The organism is Endozoicomonas sp. ALB091 (assembly GCF_049310265.1).
Taxonomy (GTDB): Bacteria; Pseudomonadota; Gammaproteobacteria; order Pseudomonadales; family Endozoicomonadaceae; genus Endozoicomonas.
The window spans coordinates 531,736-551,147 of record NZ_JBLYNQ010000008.1; the positions used below are offsets into that span (position 1 = coordinate 531,736).

Consider the following 19,412-nt stretch of genomic DNA (forward strand, 5'->3'; position numbering starts at 1 on the left):
ACATCAATTTTTTAAGCGCTTTCAAAGTCACCTGCAATAACTGAGTCATAACTCGGTGGTGGACTTGGGTAAAGACAATGATAATCGGGCGGGGCTTCATAAGATGTGGTCATAAATATGTCCATAATTTTATTGTTTAGTTGATCGCAGTTAAGATGTTGAAAATCAGCAGGGGATGGGTCATGCCTGTCCTGATGCCCGATAGCAAACAGTGTGAGAAATTGCTGTTTGAACAGCTCATTTTCGCTGGCCAAAAGTTGGTTGCGAAAGGTGCCAGAGTTGGCAATTTTGTCCCTTAGAGCGTTGAGTAAAATATCAAAACGCTGGTTTAATTTGCGAAAACATCCTTTGCAGTACTTGTCCATAAAAATAATCAGCAGGTTTTCAGCGGCTCCTGTGCCGATGGGTAAGCCGGGGTCCAGATTCAGAGTCTGGTCTGTAAGCAGATGCTCAGTCAGGCCGAAGTGATCAAACATCAGGGTCTGGCCAATAAAATTTACGTGGATGTAAGGACTTTGTGGATGTGGATAAAAACTCTGATTATCTACTTTGCTGGATAGAGCGAACGCACCCGTTTGGTAAAAAGATATCTCCGTGTTCACATCGACTCGGTTGTGACCGACAAGCATTTTACAGATTTCTTCCCTGTTTATATTGGCAGGGTTGCTGTTGATTAATTCCTTTGGCGTAAAACGCAGATAATGGCCCCCGGTATCCCCAAGCCTGATGGTGACTTCAGGGCGAATAAAAATATTATTAAGCAATATACTCACTATTTCCGGTGTCAGTTTTTCTGTAACATGATACTGGCGACGGCGTCCCCGCGCATCAAACATTCTTCTTGGGGGGATCAGAAAATTCTCACCCGCCAACGCATAATTCGGGTAGGCCCCAAACTCAAGCAATAACTCCAATGCTTCTGCCTTGCCGTTTGCCGCTGCTTTGGCCGCCGCGTCTTCCAGCCCTGTCCCAACAGAGTTACCGTTGGCTAAAGTGTGCTGGCGAACCAGTCGCCTGATCAGTGGCAGATCACCGGTTGTTGCAGCCCGTAACAATGTCGATTCACGACTCTTGAATTTCAGAGAAATCAAGTTGATGGCTTGATGGCAACGGAGGGTGAGCTTCTGACTGGAAGTCCGCCGGGTTGCCCGATACGGTGGTGCATCAGTGGCATTGGGCGATTGATTACCAGTCTGGATGGGGGCAGGGCTGCTACTGTGTATCATGCTTCTGACTTCGTTGAATTTATGATGTTTCGGGATTGGCGCTTGCAAACCCCGGAGTTCCAGCAATCAATGAATCGGACTTACCTGCCAGTCAATAAGTTCCCGGTCTCAAGCAGTTTTTTCTGTTGATCTGTCCGGGGGAAGTATCATTTGCCTTCAGGGGTCCGGCTTGCTTTACACTGTCTCCACCGGTTGTTTTGGCATAACACTGAGATCAGCTATTCTTTTGTTATTCTCTCTTTTCACTTTCTCCCTTTGCATTAATAGTCTGATGCATGTACTAATACAGAATGGATTCAATGTTGACTTCTCCCCCCTCCATGGCCTTTGAAGAAAGATATCATGATTGTAGATTTTCATTTTCACCAGGCAGCCCCGGGCTGCCATACGCCCTAAAAGAGGTGCAATAAGCCCATGTCAAAAGGGTGGAAAAGCCAGGATAGTCAGGCATCTCTCGAAGCAGAGCGCTATGAAAACCCGATCCCCAGTCGTCTGTACATCATGGAATACCTTGAGCAACGCGGGGCTCCGGTCAGCCATCAGGCGTTATGTCGTGCACTGGGTATAAACGACGAAGAACAGCAGGAAGCACTGATGTTCCGCCTTAAGGCGATGATCCGCGATGGTCAGCTGCTGCAAAATCGCAAGAATGCCTTTGCCCTGATCAGTAAGCTGAATCTTATTAAAGGGGTAGTTCAGGGTAATAAAGAAGGATTTGGCTTTTTAATGCCGGATGGTGGTGGTGAAGATCTCTACCTTTCCCCCCGTGAGATGCGTCAGCTGTTTGATGGTGACCGTGCGGTTGTGCGTGAATCAGGTGTCGATCATCGTGGCCGCAGGGAAGGCCAGCTGGTTGAGGTGATTGAGAGAAATACGACACAGGTTGTCGGTCGTTACTATACCGAGTCTGGTGCGGCCTTTATGGTGCCTGAAAACCCCCGTATCAGCCGGGAGATTATTGTTCAGCCGGGCCCGCTGATGCCCACGGAGGGACAATATATTCTGCTGGAAATTACCCGGCAGCCCGGCCGTCGCAACATGCCTATGGGCATTGTTAAGGAAATTCTCGGTGGCAGAGCCGATGCCGGCATGGAGGTCGAGGTTGCTGTTCGCACCCATAATATTCCCCATGACTGGCCGGAAGCGGTGGAAAAACAGTGCAAGGGTTTTACCACTGAGGTCGCAGAGTCGGACAAAGATTGCCGGGTCGATTTACGGGCAACGCCGTTTGTCACAATTGATGGGGAAGATGCCCGTGATTTTGATGATGCGGTTTATTGTGAGTCAAAAAAAGGCGGCGGCTGGCGTCTGTTTGTTGCGATTGCCGATGTTTCCCACTATGTGAAACCGGGCTCAGCCCTGGACAAGGAAGCGTTTAACCGGGGGACTTCGGTTTACTTCCCGGGGCATGTGATTCCCATGTTGCCGGAGGTTCTGTCCAATGGTTTGTGCTCCCTGAACCCCGAAGTAGATCGACTGGCAATGGTCTGTGAAATGACCATCAGTGGCAAAGGCAAGATTTCCGGCTACAAATTCTATGAGAGTGTTATCCGCTCCCATGCCCGGCTGACGTATACCAAAGTCTGGGATATGTTGTCCCTCAGTGATGAGGGCCGGGCGCTACGGAAGCAGTACCAGCCATTAGTGCCACACCTTGAGCATCTGTACTCGCTCTACAAGACCTTGGTATCCGTACGGGCAGAGCGTGGCACGATTGATTTTGATACGGTGGAGACCCAGATTATTTTTGGTCGCCACCGCAAGATTGAGCAGATTGTGCCCAGAGAGCGTAATGACGCCCACAAGCTGATTGAAGAGTGTATGCTGTGCGCCAATGTGTGCGCGGCAAAGTTCCTGGAAAAGCATAAACTCCCGGGGCTTTATCGTGTGCACGAAGGGCCGACGCTGGAGAAGAAGCTTAACCTGAACAGCTTTATTGGCAGTCTGGGGCTGGCACTTCCCTCAGGCAAAATCACCCCCCGTGATATTCAGGCATTGTTGCTTAGGGTGAAAGATCGTCCTGATTACCATGTGATTCAGACCGTGGTTCTTCGCTCAATGAGCCAGGCAGTCTACAGTGGTGATAATCAGGGGCATTTTGGCCTGGCCTTCAAGGCTTATGCACACTTTACCTCGCCCATCCGGCGTTACCCTGACCTGCTGGTACACAGGGCGATTCGTCATATTATCCGCTCAGAGAGCCCCTCCCGGCATGTGATTCGTGTGGGGGCCAGCCTCATACCTGAAAAGCGCATCTACCCCTATAATGCCGGCGATATTCAGGCACTGGGAGAGCACTGTTCCACCACAGAGCGGCGGGCTGATCTGGCAACCCGCGATGCCATGGACTGGCTGAAGTGCGACTATATGCAGCAGCATATTGGTCAGATCTTCAGCGGTATTGTCTCTTCAGTGACCGGATTCGGGTTGTTTGTTGAGCTGAAAGATGTCTATGTCGAGGGATTGGTTCATGTGACCAGCCTGCCGGATGACTATTATATTTACGACAATGTTCATCATTGCATGCGCGGTGAGCGCACCGGTCGCCGGTTTGGTCTGGGCGATGAACTGGAGGTGATGGTCAGTAAGGTGAATCTGGACGATAAGAAGATCGACTTTGAACTGCTGTCAGCGCTTAGCAGGCCGGGAAGAAGAAAGTCCTCTGGTAAGTCTGGTTCGGCGAAAAAATCCCGTTCATCCGCAAGCGCGGCGCTTGGCAGTCGATTCAAGTCGGCAGCGGCCAAGGAAAAACTGCTCAGAGAAGCCAGGGCTGCTGAAGAGGCGGCTAAAAAAGGGAAAGGCAGTTCATCCGCCAAGGGCTCTTCATCCGCTAAGGGCTCTGCCGAAGACGGTAAGCCATCCGGCCGTAGGACGAAAGGCAGGAAATCCGCCAAAACAACCGGTAAAAAGGGCAAGCCAACCGCTTCCGGCAAAAAGAAGACTGCCGGTAAGAAGAAAGCCAGCAGCGCCCGGAAGTCTGATTCAGCCAAAGCCTCAAAGCCGACGGGCAAACAGCCTCGTAAACGGAAGATCAGTTAATAAGCTTCGTATCACAGGGATTATCAAGCATTGCTTCCTGGCTCCTTGGGTTACTCCGGGAGTCTGTCTGCTTTATCGAGATGTCTTTTGAAATCAGGCCGCTTCACAGCGGCCTTTTTGTTTCCGGGTTGATAAGAGTTTTTATTTAACGATCACTTTTCGGGCAAGGAAAACACCTTAGCGGCAGAATTGGTTAAATATCTTAGTGTTCATAGGGAACTAAAACCAAATATAAATATCTATTAGCTGTAACAAACATTAATTAAAACGGAAGGTTTCGATATGGACAATATCACTTCTAATCCAAAAAAGGACTTTGGTTCAATAAATAACGTAAGCGATAGTACAAAATGTAAACATTCTTCTGGTCGTTCAGGTATACGGGAATGCGTGGAAAGTTCTGACCAAAAAAATTATCTCTCCTGTGAAAAACAGTTTACTGATAATGAGATAGAATGTATTCCATTGCAGGATCGGATAGTGACTATTTCGAAAAAAACCATTAAATTTCTGTGCCAGGCTACTTTGACGTTTACTCTCCCGGTTGCGCCCTCGGCTTTAGTTGGGTTTGCTATCGGGGCTACCGGGTCTGCTGCTGTCGGGGTTGATAGTGCCGGGTTTGCTGCTTGTGCTGAGCTTGCTGCCGGGCCTGCCTTGATTGCCTTAGCTGGATTTGCTATTGGGGCCTTCTGGGGTTCTGTTCAGGGTGAAAGGGCTACCAGCGATGTTGGTACTGGTGTTGCCAAAGGTGTTGCGACAGGTGTTGCTACCAGTGTCTGTATGGGGACTGTCGGGGCTGCTAGTCTTGCTACCTCGTCTGCTATCGGGTCTACTGTCGAGGCTGTTGGTAATTATTTCTTTAAAAAAGACGATTAAAATGTTTGGCCGAGCTATTGTTACGCATACTCGGCCAGCCTCCTCGGTCGAGGTTGATGCAGAATTTAGCTAACTGGAAATGAGTCCGGTAGCGCATAGGTCATGCTTATTCTGGCCGTTTTCGTTAACATATCAGTGTTAAAACATCAGCAATAACTCCTGTCCTTCCAGTTTTGCTAAAATCCCCCTTTTTATGGCCTGTAAAGGCTTTCAAATGAGAAATCAATGAGCAATGACGTAGTATTTGGCCTGCATGCAGTGCAGAGCCTGTTTGAACGGTCACCCGAAAGAATACTGGAGCTTCAGATCCAGAAAGGTCGTACGGATAAGCGAATCAATGCCCTGGTTGATCAGGCCAGAGATCAGGGCGTTTCCGTCCGATTTGTTGAACGCAGTCGTCTTGATGCCAAAGCGGAGGGTGTGCATCAGGGTATTATGGCCAGAGTCTCTGCCGCCCGGGTTTACCGGGAAGAAGACCTGGAGGATATTCTTGATGGGCTGAATGAACCATCCTTTCTCCTGATTCTGGATGGCGTTACGGACCCTCACAATCTTGGGGCCTGCCTGCGGACTGCCGATGCGGCAGGTGTACATGCGGTGATTGTGCCCAGGGATAAGTCTGCCAGTCTCAATGCTACAGCAACCAAAGTGGCCTGTGGTGCAGCAGACAATGTACCTCTGATTCAGGTGACCAACCTGGCACGGAGTATGGAATGGCTCAAGGAGCGAGGTATCTGGATGATTGGTACCGCAGGCGAGAGTTCCGGCAATATTTATCAGTCGGATTTAACCGGTCCTCTGGCTCTGGTCATGGGCGCAGAAGGTAAAGGAATGCGTCGCCTGACCAGAGACCTGTGTGATTCGCTGATTTTTATTCCAATGGCCGGTTCTGTCAGTAGCCTCAATGTGTCGGTTGCTACCGGGGTGTGTTTATTTGAGGCGGTTCGACAGCGACGATGATTGTCACCACTCTGATTTCACTGAATCTGCCCTTTGGATAAATCATCGATTCAACAAGCCAGTTCAAAAAGACTGGCTTTGGGGCATTGGCTTATTCAATGGTCGTTCTTCGGTTGTTCCATATTGACGATAAGTAGTTGGCCAAATGAAATCGTATATTTCTGGCTAAGTGGACAGTTACTATGCAAGGCACAACGCAGGGAGCATAGCCGTAGCTATGTGACCGGAGTTGTAACGCCGCAGAGTGACTGTCCACTTAGCCAGAAAATATGATTTCATTTGGTTAACTACTTACGCATCTAATTGCCCAAAAAAAACGCAATAATAAAGGATTAGCCGGACTCATCTGAGGAAAAGCTATTCCCATTTGGCATTTTTGAGTAATGTTTTATCAAGATAATTTAACTTCCAGCTGTGATAACGTCCCCAAGCCATACGATCTTTATAACTGCGAAGGATCTCCGGAAGATCGTTGATTGTTGCTTCTGAGTTCAGGCTATTCTCATGAGGAGTAGAGACTTGTTTCTTCATCTCTTTGATAGAGGCATAGAAGCTTTTTTCCAAAATAAATCTTGCTTCCTCAGGGGAGATATCTTCCAGGAAATTATTATGAGTAACAATACGTGAAAGCGAGGTTTTTTTTAAATCATATTTTGGTTTTAATTTATTAAATATTGACCGTTCAATCGAATTCATTGTTTCATGATCCTTATCATTCTTTTTTTTAAGTTTTTTGCAGAAGTCATCAACAATCCAACAAGTTTGATTAAGGGAGATACCTAACAACTCAGAACTGTAAGGTGATTCTTTTAATGATGGTATAGATTGAAAAACGCAAGTATGGAATCTTCCCTTCAGGTCGTCTAATTGGAATTTTGGTTTCCCGATGGCCAAAATGTTGACAGCTCCAATATTATTACGATCATCCGTTACTACTGCATAGACATCCATGTGTTTGGATAGTATATCCCTGAAGTCTCCGTGTGTCATAAGGTGTTCTTCCGCAAAAATAAGAGGTTCTTTATCCTTGGGACGGTAAAATGTTTTAGTCAAGTGGACTGTAGGCGCATCGGATAAGGCGCTGGCAGCCTGTACAGAACTCGATGCAGCTGCACCCTCTGTCGAAATACATGTTCTGTGAGCAATGGGATTAGTGGTTCCACTTTCCCCGTGCGACACTTTAGTATCCACTTTTTGATTCTTGTTTTCCTGTTGGGGATTATAAGTGTTTCTTGAAACATTACCGTTATTTACACCGTGCATGACTGGTAACCTCAATTTTGGAAAAACAAAGACTATCTTCATATAGTTCTTGATATTTGGCCCAATATCTGACCGTTTTTCTAAAATTAAGTTTCCTTCCTCCAGGTAGCCAATGTATTTTTTTACCAATTAATAACGATGCAAAATTTTCGGAAGTCAGTACCTCTCATTGAATTCATTAAATCTTAATAGGTCTATTTTTTTTCTGTCGCAATTGTAAACTGGTAGAAAAGGTCGATAGCCTGGGCAATGCCGCTAACGGCCTGAAGGTAAAGTCGCGGCATTAGTTCGTAGCGCACCTTAACTTCAGCGATAGAGTCAAAAACACCTGCGCCATATTGCACCCGCAGGCCCGGCGCAATCGTCCCGCCAATGGTGACCCGGGTGTCATCACCGCTGCCCTGGGTGTCGAGCGTGACATCCGAGAGGCCGATTTTTTCACCAATGGAAGTCACTACGCCGCCAAACTGGCTGACACCGAAACCGATCAGCATGGATTGCACTGCCGAACTGTCACCATCTTCGAGTCCCCGCCCTCTGAGCAGATAAGACCACTGTTCCTGCTGTGGCATGGATGGGTCCGAATAGATAGAAAACTCCGGCCGGGAGGGGGCACCGCTCACCTGCATGCCTATTAATACATCGTCTTCTATGCTGTCAGGGTTGCGAATAGCGTTCACCGACAGGTACGGGCTGGATAGCGGGCCGGAGAAAATAATATGGCCCTCTTTAATCAGCAGATCCTGACCGAATTGATGATAGCGGCCGTTGGTCAGTTGAATAGAACCATTGGCAGTCATTGGTTTTTCGGGTTGCAGATCCAGCAGCAGTTGGCCGCCAAGGTCTGATTTCAGCCCATAGGCGTCGATCTTGATGTCTTTACCTAAAATCACATTCACATCCATGGAGAAGGGCGGACCGGCACGCAGCAGTGCTTTTCTGGTTCCCGGAGTGATAATCTCCACATCATCAGAGGGGGTGACGGCCTGTTTGGGCAGTTGTTTGATGTTCGCTCTTGCCCAGGGAATGGTGATGTTCCCGGTCAGGGTTTGCGCGGCTCCAATGGTCAGCCTTAAATCGGGGGAGGCTTTCAGCTGGAGGATGCCCGGCACTCTGGCTCCCAGGTTTTGCCCTGTTATATCGATGACACCGGAAGGGGGCATCTGTTGCCAGTCAAGATGACCTGACAGCTTCACTTCACCGTCGTCTATCTTCATGCTGCCACTGACTGCGCCTTTATTGCCATCCACATTCAGCTCAGTGATCAGATGGCTGACTTTGACCATTTCCTGTTTAGCGGCCAGCTGTCCTGCACGGAGTTTCAGGTTGCCAAACAGCAAGGGGTCTTTCAGGGTTCCACCCATGCGTGTGTCAGCGGATAAAATACCATCAATATGACTGATATCCGGAATCAGTGGTTGCAGAAAGTACAGGCGCATATCCTGCAGTCTGGCTTGTCCACTCAGGGTCTGGTCACTGTGCATGTTGTCGATGGCCAGATGGATGTGGGCGTCCCCCAGCTGTTTTGAGTCAAAGTCAAACTCTGCCTGCAGATCACCCTCATTCAGATTAATCACGGTGGAGAGCGTTTGATAGTTCACTGATAAAGGCTGATCTGAGTTGCTGGTGATTTCACCCGGCGTCGTCTGGATTTGGATATGAGCTATGGGCTGACCGTTATCCCATTGGATATCGCCACGGCCCGACAGTATGGCCTGCCAGTTAAGGTTGCCTGGCAGGAGTGGTTTCAGGGTTGACAGGTTAAAGTCTGATAGCCGGAAGCGTGTTGTTCCACGGTTGGCTGAAAATTGTGATGCATCAATACAGAGCCTTGCCGGTTTGGCAAGCCAGCATTGATCCGTCAGTTTCACTTCTTTGTTGGTGGCATTCAGCCCGATGGTAACAGGCTGCTCCAGAGACCAGGCATCCACCGGTGTGATTACCCTGGCACTGGCTAACTCCCCCTGCCATTTGCCATGGCTGTTACCGTGGGTACCCTGCCAGACTCCGTTAATCTGTAACTCGCCGGATACCGGCTCACCCTGAGTTTTCAGGGATATTTGATGATTCCGTTCACTGCCACTGGCATTTAGCAGCACGTTTTTCAGCTGAATATTGCCACTGTTGAGAGAGTCTGCCTTAACCGTGGTTTTACCTTCCAGTAAGGTGGCTCTGGTCAATTCGCCGTTCACTTGTAACCGGTTGATACTGGTCTGTTCAACCTCTAGGGATGGGCTATCAAAGCTGAATAAAAGCTTTGGATGTTTATCGCTCCCTGATAGCTGAACGCTGCCTTGTAACGAGCCTTTCAGCTCCGGGGTAATCCTATCCAGAGAGCTGGCATCCAGTTTGGCGCTCAGGGATAACTGTTCTGCGATTTGTCCACTGATGTTAAGGCGGTTCTCGCCAAACGCTGCATAAAAGCTGTGAATATTCACGTTGAAGGGTAAAGCGGCCATAGGCCCGACCTGGTTGTCGGATGCCAGTTTTCCGGTCAACTCAAGAGGGTTATTCAGTAATGAGCCATTGATCATCAGTTCCGGAATGCTGAGCTGCCATAAACCATCGGTCATCGTAAATTGAGTGGTTACTTTGCCGCTCAGCGTGCCGGGAAATTCCCTTAGCCATACTTCTGGCTGTAGTTTTGACAGCAGAATGTGACCTTGCCAATGAATGCCATCTTGCCAGTTAACTGTTCCGGTCAGTTCCAAGGGATTTTCGGAAAGATTGCTTTCATCATCAGGGCTAAGTGACAGTGTTTTAATATCCAGCTGCTGCAAACTGCCAGAGGCATCTAAACGCAGTTGAGTTGCTGGTTGCTCAGCCACTTTAATGGATGTGTTCAGTGAGAGCTGGTACTGATTCAGATTGCCAGTGATCCTGGCTAAGCCATTGTCGGATGAAACCCCGGAGGCACTTTCTTGCAGCGGCCATTGGAATTCATGCCATTTCAGGGCAACGCTCAGGGGGAAGTTGGGGGCAAGAGGGCCAATATTTCCTTCCAGCAATGCATTGATGGAGCCCTGTGTGGCAAGCCGCAGTTGCAGTTGGCTAAGATCGCCCGAGGCTGCCAGTGCTAGCTTATCCCCTTTCATGGCTGCCAGCTCAGGAATATTGAAGTTATCCAGAATAGTGGTATTCAGGGTCAGGCTTAATGGATAGTTTTCAGCTAGCTGTATTTCGCCGTTTAAATGAATATTGGCCTTGGTTTGTTCTGCCTTAAGTGTCAGGTTAGTGATATGAGTCGCTTGCCAGTTGAAACTCAGCGCCAGCGCTTTCAGGGTTTCATCAATATCACCCTGCTGGTAGCGGGCATTGGTTAGTGTGAAATTTTCCAGGCTGACAGGGATTGGGAGTTTTACTTCCGGCAGTGTGATGGTTGAGAGATCAATGCCTGCCGACGTTGGTTTGTTCGGCGTTAAAGCCTTTGGAGTGGACGTTGTGCTGTCTTGGTCTTTTAACACAATCTGAAGGTTATCTGCCCGAACCTCAGGGATAAACAGCTGGCTATTCTGTAGACGGGCGTCTGCGGTAAAGGTTTCCAGGGACACCGTGGTTCCTGAAAAGGTGACTTCAAAATCCTGGATATGGATCTGACTGATCAGAATATCCAGGGGAATATCGACGGTTGCATCGGTAGAGGGCGGTGCTGAAGGCACGATTTCTTCGGCTACGGGCTGAATCTCAAGGTTGCCGCCTTTAACTTCCACCAGTTGTACCGGCAGCTGCCTGGTTAACACTTTTCCAAGCTGCCACTTCAGCGTTATATCATCAGCCTGAAACTTGATCCGGCTATCTTGCCAGCGGAGATTCTGAATATGCCAGCCTGTCATCAGCTGGCCTTCCGTCAGCTCCCCATCAAGCGCCGGAAGCACATTGTTCAGTTGGTGCCAGAGCAGGGTGTTGCCAGTGTGAGTAAACAGCAGCAGTGAGATCAGGGTAAGCAGGAAGACGGCTGTGACTGATAGACACCGCTTGATCAGAGATACTTTTTTCACTGGGCGTTGGTCTGGCGCTGCCGGGGCAGACCCGGCCTGTTCAGAGTTATGGTTTGGGGCGCTGTTCATAAATCCGGCCCCATGGAAAAGTGGATTCGCCAGGGAGAGCCGGGCTCACTGATCGCAAAGGCAAAGTCCAGTTTTAACGGACCCAGGGGCGTCACCCAGCGGATGCCCGGCCCAGCCCCGGTTTGCCATTCAACCTGACCTTTTTTGTAGGAGTTGGTTGCAGTTCCGCTGTCAACAAACAAGGCGACCCGCCAGTTTTCAGCAATTTCATAGTCATATTCAATACTGGCTACCGAAAGGTACTGGCCGCCAACCAGCTGGCCGTTGCTGTCCCTTGGGGACAGGCTTTCATAGCTGTAGCCACGGACCGTCTGGTCACCACCGGTAAAGAAGCGAATGGACGGCGGGATATTCTGAATGTCATCCACCCAGATGGCACCCTGCTCAATTCGGCTGATCACCCGGTGATGCTGGAAGAACGTGGTCAGCCATTTGGCCCGGCCCCACACTTTGATAAAGTCCGCATCAGATTGCCAGGCTTGGGCAGAGGTTTCGATTTTCAGATTGTAGAGGTGTCCGGAGCGGGGATCCGTTGGGTTACCAACCACTTTCCGGCGATCAAATGACATGCCGGGTATTAGCAACAGGTTACTGCTGTTCTGCTGCCCTTGGGTGTAGTTCTCATAATCTACCCGGATAAAAAAGTCCTGGTCCCAGTTACCCGGCCGCTTTTTCCACTTATTAACAGAAGCGGAAATAAGCTGACTGTCGGTATCCTGAACCGACGTTCTCTGGTAACCGCTGTCCAGGCTGTAGTATTCCAGCAGAGGGTTGCCGTAGGGGATTTTATAGCGCCCACTCAGCTCCTGCCCTGTTTTGGACACTCTGATATCGCTGGTGAAACTGTGCCCTTTTTCATCCAGCCATGGGTTATCGATGCTCAGGGATACCCTCGGACCTTCGTCTGTAGAGAAACCGATACCGGTCTCCAGCTCCCAGGCTGTTTTGGGTATCACGCTGACGAAAATCGGAACTTCACCATCAACCGCTTGGTCCTTGAGAGGGCGGACTTCAATGGATTTAAAATATCCGGTGGCAGAAAAGTCCATGTTCAACTGGCTGAGCTGTTCGGAGCGATAGGGTTGCCCCGGCTCAAAATTGATCATGGTGTTCAGCAACTCACGGGTAGCTTCGCTCACCGGGGCGTCATAAATAACCGGTCCGAACCGGTATCGTTGGCCGGATTCCATGGTCAGGGTAATGTCAGCCCGATGTTTGGCCGGGTAGACTTTGATCTGGTGTTCACTCAGGTCTGCATCAAAATAACCACGGGTCAGGGCCAGTTTATTGAGCCCTGTTTTCAGCGACTCATATTCACCATCATGCAGGACATCGCCTGTTTTTAACCGGCTCTGCCTGATTAACCGGGTAAATGCCCGGTCTTGCCGGGCATCACCTTCCAGATTGATTTGCAGGGACTGGACAATCACTGGCTGACCCGGATTGATAGTAATGATGAGCTGACTGGCAGCTTTTTTGCTGTGAAAGTCAATGGTGGGCTGGTAATAGCCCAGGGCCATCAGGGATTTTTGCAGGGCCTCCCGGATTTCTTGCCGGTATTCATCCAGTTGTTCGGGTTTGATGGCAGGCAGGTTATTAAGGTAGAGCGTCGCATTTTGCAGTAAGGCTTTGTCGAGCCCATTGATTTTATAGGTCAGAGGTTTTGTTGCCCAGGCCGATGCAGAAAAAAACAGGATGATCAGCAGCCACAGGCCGATTCGCCGTTTCGGTGTATGGATAAGTGCTGTGCTTTCGTGATCGGCCATAATTCAATGATAGTGGGTACGCGTTCCCGGCAATAAAAACGGTAAATTGGAGCGGTCTCTGGCTATATCGACCTCCAGGAGGCTCATCGTTGAATGGATAGTGGTAAATCACCATATCGACACCGGATATTACCAGTGCGGCAGACCTTGTCTCCCCTTGCAACCAACGCAACAAATCTCTAAAATTCCCGCTCTTTGTATGCTCCGGCCAATCTGTCCGGCGTATATTTCATTCTCAGTAGAGCTTTTTTGGTCAAGAGTCGATCAAGAGGGTTGCCATTGTGAATGTAGTAACCGGTGAGCGCCTGCGCTCACACTCTCCTTGCCTTACTGCTTTATAGAATCTTTTCGACGGCTGTCGGAGATAAAAATTGCAGGAGGCTATTTAACCCGTAAGGAGCAAATAATGCGTCATTACGAAATCGTTTTCCTGGTCCACCCTGACCAGAGCGAGCAAGTACCTGCCATGGTTGAGCGCTATACTCGCGCTATCACCGAAAATGGTGGCAAGGTACACCGTCTTGAAGACTGGGGCCGTCGTCAGCTGGCTTACCCAATCAACAAGATCCACAAGGCTCACTACGTTCTGATGAACATTGAGTGTGGTAACGAAACTCTGGATGAGCTGACGGAAAACTTCCGCTACAACGACGCGGTTATCCGTAACATGGTCATTCGTCGTGATGAAGCCATCACTGAAGCTTCTATCATGCTGCAGTCTGAAGAAAAGCGTGATCGTCGCGACGATCGTCGTGAAGACCGCCGTGAAGAACGTGCCTCTGAAGAAGCCGTTGAAGACGAAGTAGAAGAGTCTGAAGAGTAAGACCTGACGCTCAGTCGCTCACGACTGCTAAGGTTCCTGCTTTAACCTGCTCTTTACCATACAAGCATAAATCCAAGGAGGCGTTGCCATGGCACGTTTTTTCCGTCGCAGAAAGTTCTGCCGTTTTACCGCTGAAGGCGTGAAAGAGATCGATTACAAAGATCTGAACACCCTGAAAGCTTATGTTTCTGAAACCGGTAAGATCGTTCCTAGCCGTATCACCGGTACCAAGGCTCGTTACCAGCGTCAGCTGGCAACAGCGATCAAGCGCGCTCGTTACGTGGCCCTGCTGCCATACACCGATCGTCACTGATTTATTCACAGGGTATAGCTGATGCGTGGACTGGCGGAACTGGTAATGCGTGGCCCGAAACAGGCAATGATCCTGGCCACTGTGTTTGCCTGTATTCCCATGCTGTTCTGGGTGAGTGCAGCCATTATTTCACTGGTAGTACTACGTCGTGGTACCAGTGAAGGGCTGAAAATACTCACGTGGGCTGTGCTGCCGGGTATTGCCTGGGCAGCCATGGGACAGTTCTCCACGATCATCGGTTTGACAACCATCGTGGCTTTGGCCCTGGTATTACGCCAAACGGTTTCCTGGCAAAAAACACTACTGGCGCTGCTGCCAGCCGGAGCTTTCATCGCTCTGGTCATGGCGCAGCTGGCTCCACAGCAAATCGCCCTGATCAGCGAACTGGTCATGACACTGGTTCGTGACTACGTTCAGCAGGCAGGGCAGAGTACGGACGACTTAGTAGCGGGCATTGGGCCGTTGGTAGAATACGGGGTTATCGGTGTGATCACCTGGTTTAACCTGGTGATCTGCATCCTTGGGTTGGTGCTGGCCAGATCCTGGCAGGCACAGCTTTTTAACCCGGGTGGATTCCGTGAAGAGTTTCACCAGATCCGCCTGCCGTTCCCGGTAGCCATGGGGCTTCTGGCATTTACCCTGGTGGGAGCAACCGTTGTTCCTTACATGCTGGTGCTGGTTCCTGCAGCAACGCTGCCATTGCTGGTGGCGGGGCTTGCCATGATCCACGGGCTGGTGAGGATGCGACAACTGGGAAGCTTCTGGCTGGTAGGGTTTTACATCCTGTTGATTTTTGTCACGCAACTGGCGTACCCGGTCATTGTTTTAACTGCATGTCTGGACAGTCTTTTTGATTTTCGCGCCCGCGCGAATAACCGACTGCATCAGGGATGACAGGTACTAGATAGAGGCTAGCGAAATGGAAGTAATCCTGCTCGAAAAAATTGCCAAGCTTGGTAAGCTGGGCGACAAGGTCACCGTTAAAAACGGTTATGGCCGTAACTTTCTGATTCCTTTTGGCAAGGCCCTGCCTGCCACTGAAGCGAATCTGGCGACTTTCGAAGCCCGTCGTGCCGAGCTTGAGAGCGCGGCTAACGAACAACTGAGCGGTGCTCAGAAGCGCGCTGCAGAAATGGCTGAAATCGAACTGACCCTGACCGCCAAAGCAGGCGACGAAGGCAAACTGTTCGGTTCTATCGGTCCTCGTGACCTGGCGGAAGCCATCACTTCTGCCGGTGTTGCGGTTGCCAAGAGCGAAATCCGTCTGCCAGAAGGCCCAATCCGTGCCGTTGGTGAGTACGACGTTGGTATCCAGCTGCATTCTGATGTTGCTGCAACTATCAAGGTGTTTATCGAAGCTGAATAATCAGTTCGGTTAACAGATAGATTAAAAACCGGAACTCTAACGGGGCTCCGGTTTTTTTTAACCCGGCTTATGGCAATTCATCGGTTTTTTTCCCTTTCTACAAAGAGAAGGGCTGTCCTGAGATTAACCATCGAGCGTTGCAATAAGTTGCTCAAAAAATTCTGGACAGTGAGTCCTTATCTCTTTCACGTCAAGTGCTGCTAATGTTAACGGATGGATGGGGTTTTTATTAACCCATTTAAACAGCAGGTCATGCTCAAAATAGACGGTCTGTGGCCCACCCTGGTTCTGCTTTTTGTCGATTGCTGCCGGCCATGAAATTAAATTTCCGCCAATGGGGCAACGATAGGCTGATGACTCGTTATCTCCCGACTCACTCAGAAGGTCTTTTGCCAACGTCAATTGCCCGGACCACTCAACAAGTTCTTTAACCCTTTGTGGTGATGGGGATTCTCCGGCTGCCAGAAGGAAACTGATGAGATTCCAGCCAGGATCACAGGATACAGGAATGTGATCAAATTCTCTCCTGGGCAAGCCGATTTTGCAGGCAATCGGAAAGATCCATCCAATTCCATCGTCTGTGTCGGGGATCTGGCTGAATGCTGAAATATAAGCCATTCCCTGCTGGATGTTGCTAACGGTCTGCTCAGGCAGACAACTCAGGAACTCATCGGTTTGTTGTTGCGGGAAATAGGCCAGCGCTTCCTTGTCATTCAGCCATTGCAGCGCCTGATAAAGATGACCCGTTTCAAGACCCCGTTCGGTTTCAGTCAGTTTCTTAGACAGGCGATAAGCCAGAAGCTGTGGTTTGTCTCCGGTACACGTTTGTAATGCCTTTAGCTCATCAAATCCAAGCCCTGTACACATACCAATTCTATGCACGTTATGGCTCAGCAGTAGATTACCCAGGAAATCCATGGTTAAGGGTATTGAGCCTGGTTTTCGGGGGATTTCATCTTGCTGGCCAAGTACTAACGGCGGTAATGGTGTGCCGGTGATGGATTGTAACTGCGGAAACGTACTCATATTGCACACGCTGTTCACCAATGATGCCGAACAAGTCTGATTCAAAGCGTACAGGAGATTTTCGGGAGTGAGCCTTCCCAACGTATTGGCTGCATAGAAAATGTCATAAATCATTTTTTGTAAAACTTTTGCATGCTCCCCGGAAACAATCAACTTTCTTTTATGGTTGGGTAGACCCAGCATTTTTGCCAGAGGTTCTGCCTCAAAATCCGGATTCTGAATCAGCATGTCGGCCAGTTCTAACAATTGTGATCGCGTAAATACCGGGCTTGCCTGTTCAGAATCACCAGCGGTCATGTTACTCAATAACCGGTTGGCTACTCTGAACTCCATCACCTCCGGTTTATTAAGAATGCGGACAACGTCAGTAATGGATAAACCGCCTTTGCTATTTCCACGGTTTTTCTGGTAAATCAGTTCCAGAAAAATCACTCTTTTAAGAGTATCAGGAAAAAACTTGATTTTTTTCTGCATCGTCATCAACAGGGGGTGTTTAAGTAGTTCGGAATAACCACAGACCTGTGCCAGATATTCCGGGAGGATTTGCATTTGATTACAAAAAACGGAAACCAAATCCCGTATACTTAACAACCGATCAGGCTCGCCGTTATTTTCTGATAACCTCCTTTTGGATTGGTATTGTGGAAGCTGATGATAATCCAGGCCCAGTTTGGGACAAACTTTCGTCTCGACTGACCAGCAACTGCCACTTTCACAAATAACCGCACACAAATTGGCGAAGGTCAGCAGTTGCTGTTCGTCTGCCCGCCATAACAGCTCTGCGACATAGACATTCCATTCTCCGACCAGTAGTGGCAATAATGCTTCCCGGTCAGCGTCAGGCAGATCTAATCTGGCGGCAAGAGAATAACGTTGTGCTTTATCCAAGTGCTTATTAACGATCAGGTAAGCATCTCTGGGTGAAATCCTGTCGTACCACGACCGATTGTCATTGTTATAGCAATCAGGCTCCGCCAGGGAGAGAGATCCGCAGTCAAAAAAGCTTTTTGCTCTGGTGACAATTTCCTGTTTTTTATTGAAAACGTATTGATGCGGGAAAATGAATCGACATAAGGCGTATGTGTTATTTCTATATTCTTCACACAGTGCCATATCCATAAGTTCGCTGACCCCCTGAACCAACCTTTCTGGTAGCAAAAGGTTTGATGTTTCAGCGCAGGTGAGTAATTCGCACAACTTGCTCTCGGGGTTGCTCAATGCAAGGTTTGTATCGATGCTTTTTATCATGTCATAGGGAACCTCCAGTACTAACCCGAGCCCTTGCCACTGTTGTGCGTCTATACCAGCATCTTTCAGACATTTCAGGGCATTTTTGACGGCGTCTGTCATCGGTACCCGGCTACCGTCTGTGGGTGTTTGTGAAATATTTCTTGATGTAACTGACGATGTGGTGGCGTGTGGATGCAGAGCTGAAGTACCTTGCGGTATCTGTGGGACTGTTATCTCAGAGAGCAGCCTGACAGGGCATTCTTGATGGGATGGTATGGTACTGTCTGATTCAGGCGAACGGGCCTCTCGGGGTGTCAGGATTGGAGCATGTGAACGAGTTGGAAAATTATTCATGGGAACATTGCTTTCCGTTGGCCTGATTTTTTGTTGGACTCGTTAATTGAATAAAAATTCCAGATAATCCCTTTGTTAAATAGATAGCCATTGATTTTTATGCTGTTTCCAGTTCGAGGCTGAACGCTGTGCCGTTTTATTGTACTGGTGAATGAAAATCGTTATTCCTTCTGAAGGTCGGAATCAGGTATCCTGACATGCCACTACTCTTTTCCGCAGCACGTTAATATGCTGGATGTCAGTCCTCGCGAACTGTCGCTTCCCCTTGATGAAGCGACAGTTGCCATTAAAACACCTCCCCACTCCATTGAAGCGGAGCAGTCCGTTCTGGGTGGTCTGATGCTGGATAACCAGGCCAGGGGCCGGGTGGCTGATAAGCTGACGTCGGATGGTTTCGGATCGCGGTTCATCCCTGCGGGCGCAGGGAACACGGTTGGCCTCTGCATTAGGCGTTGATAAATCCCGGTTCATCCCTGCGGGCGCAAGGAACACTGGGTTAATCGCAACCTGATGAGTTCGTCTGACGGTTCATCCTTGCGGGCGCAGGGAACACCTTCATATTCAGAACTGTGAAATCTAATTTCTCGGTTCATCCCTGCAGGCGCAGGGAACACTCTACAGCAATCCCACAGCCGGTTGGACAATCCGGTTCATCCCTGCAGGCGCAGGGAACACGGACAGCTTCCAGCAACATCTTGCCGGTGTCGCGGTTCATCCCTGCAGGCGCAGGGAACACTAATCATCCCCGGTGTAATGCCCTGCCATTGACGGTTCATCCCTGCAGGCGCAGGGAACACCCACTCAAGCCCGTACCACCTCCGCCGAAATACGGTTCATCCCTGCAGGCGCAGGGAACACGCTTTGCGGCATACGCGCCCATTGCCAGAATGCGGTTCATCCCAGCAGGCGCAGGGAACACGAGATTATAGAGATAAAGAAAGGCGGTTTTTACGGTTCATCCCAGCAGGCGCAGGGAACACGGCGCAGCATATAGCCGACGATACCGTTATGACGGTTCATCCCTGCAGGCGCAGGGAACACTTCAGTGCGTCCCTCAGACATAAAAGCCGGTTCATCCCTGCAGGCGCAGGGAACACCGTTGC

At 49.5% G+C, this 19,412-nt stretch carries 12 protein-coding genes, 1 pseudogene and 1 CRISPR repeat array (1 of these 14 running past the window's edge); of the genes and pseudogenes, 8 read left to right on the forward strand and 5 right to left on the reverse strand.

Annotated features, from left to right (window positions below; genetic code table 11):
- Positions 1–11: 11 nt before the first annotated feature.
- Entirely contained in the window at positions 12–1,226 is a 1,215-nt protein-coding gene (locus ACO6UX_RS18695; RefSeq protein ID WP_422449886.1) for a hypothetical protein, read from the reverse strand.
- 414 nt (positions 1,227–1,640) lie between these two features.
- On the opposite strand from ACO6UX_RS18695, the gene rnr reads away from it, so the two are divergent.
- The 3 genes from rnr to rlmB all read left to right on the forward strand — a co-directional run bounded on the left by rnr (position 1,641) and on the right by rlmB (position 6,101).
- On the forward strand, positions 1,641–4,265 hold the full coding sequence (rnr, locus tag ACO6UX_RS18700) for a ribonuclease R (RefSeq protein ID WP_422449887.1): 2,625 nt from the start codon (positions 1,641–1,643) through the stop codon (positions 4,263–4,265).
- A 282-nt stretch (positions 4,266–4,547) separates the two neighbouring features.
- Positions 4,548–5,141: a hypothetical protein gene (locus tag ACO6UX_RS18705; RefSeq protein ID WP_422449888.1), complete on the forward strand. Its 594-nt coding sequence runs from the start codon at positions 4,548–4,550 to the stop codon at positions 5,139–5,141.
- 225 nt (positions 5,142–5,366) lie between these two features.
- Positions 5,367–6,101, forward strand: a complete 735-nt coding sequence (rlmB, locus tag ACO6UX_RS18710) for a 23S rRNA (guanosine(2251)-2'-O)-methyltransferase RlmB (RefSeq protein WP_422449889.1) — start codon at positions 5,367–5,369, stop codon at positions 6,099–6,101.
- A gap of 357 nt (positions 6,102–6,458) precedes the next feature.
- Here the strand turns inward: rlmB and ACO6UX_RS18715 are convergent, their stop codons facing one another.
- From ACO6UX_RS18715 to ACO6UX_RS18725, 3 genes are all read right to left on the reverse strand, one after another.
- Entirely contained in the window at positions 6,459–7,364 is a 906-nt protein-coding gene (locus tag ACO6UX_RS18715) for a hypothetical protein (protein ID WP_422449890.1), read from the reverse strand.
- A gap of 194 nt (positions 7,365–7,558) precedes the next feature.
- Positions 7,559–11,431 (reverse strand): translocation/assembly module TamB domain-containing protein, encoded by a 3,873-nt coding sequence (locus ACO6UX_RS18720; RefSeq protein ID WP_422449891.1) that lies wholly within the window; start codon positions 11,429–11,431, stop codon positions 7,559–7,561.
- Complete coding sequence (locus ACO6UX_RS18725) at positions 11,428–13,197, reverse strand: autotransporter assembly complex protein TamA (RefSeq protein WP_422449892.1); 1,770 nt, start codon at positions 13,195–13,197, stop codon at positions 11,428–11,430. The genes ACO6UX_RS18720 and ACO6UX_RS18725 overlap by 4 nt, the downstream gene beginning before the upstream one ends.
- Before the next feature lie 406 nt (positions 13,198–13,603).
- Here ACO6UX_RS18725 and rpsF point away from each other — a divergent pair, with 406 nt between their 5' ends.
- The 4 genes from rpsF to rplI all read left to right on the forward strand — a co-directional run bounded on the left by rpsF (position 13,604) and on the right by rplI (position 15,699).
- On the forward strand, positions 13,604–14,020 hold the full coding sequence (rpsF, locus tag ACO6UX_RS18730; RefSeq protein WP_101745436.1) for a 30S ribosomal protein S6: 417 nt from the start codon (positions 13,604–13,606) through the stop codon (positions 14,018–14,020).
- Between the two features lie 88 nt (positions 14,021–14,108).
- Complete coding sequence (gene rpsR, locus ACO6UX_RS18735) at positions 14,109–14,333, forward strand: 30S ribosomal protein S18 (protein ID WP_020584246.1); 225 nt, start codon at positions 14,109–14,111, stop codon at positions 14,331–14,333.
- Between the two features lie 21 nt (positions 14,334–14,354).
- A complete protein-coding gene (locus tag ACO6UX_RS18740) occupies positions 14,355–15,227 on the forward strand; it encodes a hypothetical protein (protein ID WP_422449893.1) in 873 nt (290 codons plus the stop codon).
- A 25-nt stretch (positions 15,228–15,252) separates the two neighbouring features.
- A complete protein-coding gene (rplI, locus tag ACO6UX_RS18745; RefSeq protein WP_422449894.1) occupies positions 15,253–15,699 on the forward strand; it encodes a 50S ribosomal protein L9 in 447 nt (148 codons plus the stop codon).
- A gap of 123 nt (positions 15,700–15,822) precedes the next feature.
- On the opposite strand, the gene ACO6UX_RS18750 is transcribed toward rplI, so the two are convergent.
- Positions 15,823–18,075 carry a hypothetical protein gene (locus tag ACO6UX_RS18750; RefSeq protein ID WP_422449895.1) on the reverse strand — a complete coding sequence of 751 codons (2,253 nt, stop codon included), beginning with the start codon at positions 18,073–18,075 and terminating at the stop codon, positions 15,823–15,825.
- A 462-nt stretch (positions 18,076–18,537) separates the two neighbouring features.
- Here ACO6UX_RS18750 and ACO6UX_RS18755 point away from each other — a divergent pair.
- Positions 18,538–18,705 (forward strand): annotated as a pseudogene (locus tag ACO6UX_RS18755) (DnaB-like helicase N-terminal domain-containing protein); the annotation flags it as partial.
- Between the two features lie 6 nt (positions 18,706–18,711).
- Positions 18,712–19,412: direct repeats of the CRISPR family, unit length 29 nt; unit sequence CGGTTCATCCCTGCAGGCGCAGGGAACAC; it runs 421 nt beyond the window's last position.

Excerpts from the sequence above, each read along its gene's own strand:
- rpsR (WP_020584246.1), top strand. The coding sequence starts at position 14,109 with ATGGCACGTTTTTTCCGTCGCAGAAAGTTCTGCCGTTTTACCGCTGAA.
- ACO6UX_RS18750 (WP_422449895.1), bottom strand. The coding sequence starts at position 18,075 with ATGACAGACGCCGTCAAAAATGCCCTGAAATGTCTGAAAGATGCTGGT.
- ACO6UX_RS18740 (WP_422449893.1), top strand. The coding sequence starts at position 14,355 with ATGCGTGGACTGGCGGAACTGGTAATGCGTGGCCCGAAACAGGCAATG.
- ACO6UX_RS18725 (WP_422449892.1), bottom strand. The coding sequence starts at position 13,197 with ATGGCCGATCACGAAAGCACAGCACTTATCCATACACCGAAACGGCGA.
- rnr (WP_422449887.1), top strand. The coding sequence starts at position 1,641 with ATGTCAAAAGGGTGGAAAAGCCAGGATAGTCAGGCATCTCTCGAAGCA.
- rplI (WP_422449894.1), top strand. The coding sequence starts at position 15,253 with ATGGAAGTAATCCTGCTCGAAAAAATTGCCAAGCTTGGTAAGCTGGGC.
- ACO6UX_RS18705 (WP_422449888.1), top strand. The coding sequence starts at position 4,548 with ATGGACAATATCACTTCTAATCCAAAAAAGGACTTTGGTTCAATAAAT.
- ACO6UX_RS18695 (WP_422449886.1), bottom strand. The coding sequence starts at position 1,226 with ATGATACACAGTAGCAGCCCTGCCCCCATCCAGACTGGTAATCAATCG.
- rlmB (WP_422449889.1), top strand. The coding sequence starts at position 5,367 with ATGAGCAATGACGTAGTATTTGGCCTGCATGCAGTGCAGAGCCTGTTT.
- ACO6UX_RS18720 (WP_422449891.1), bottom strand. The coding sequence starts at position 11,431 with ATGAACAGCGCCCCAAACCATAACTCTGAACAGGCCGGGTCTGCCCCG.
- ACO6UX_RS18715 (WP_422449890.1), bottom strand. The coding sequence starts at position 7,364 with ATGCACGGTGTAAATAACGGTAATGTTTCAAGAAACACTTATAATCCC.
- rpsF (WP_101745436.1), top strand. The coding sequence starts at position 13,604 with ATGCGTCATTACGAAATCGTTTTCCTGGTCCACCCTGACCAGAGCGAG.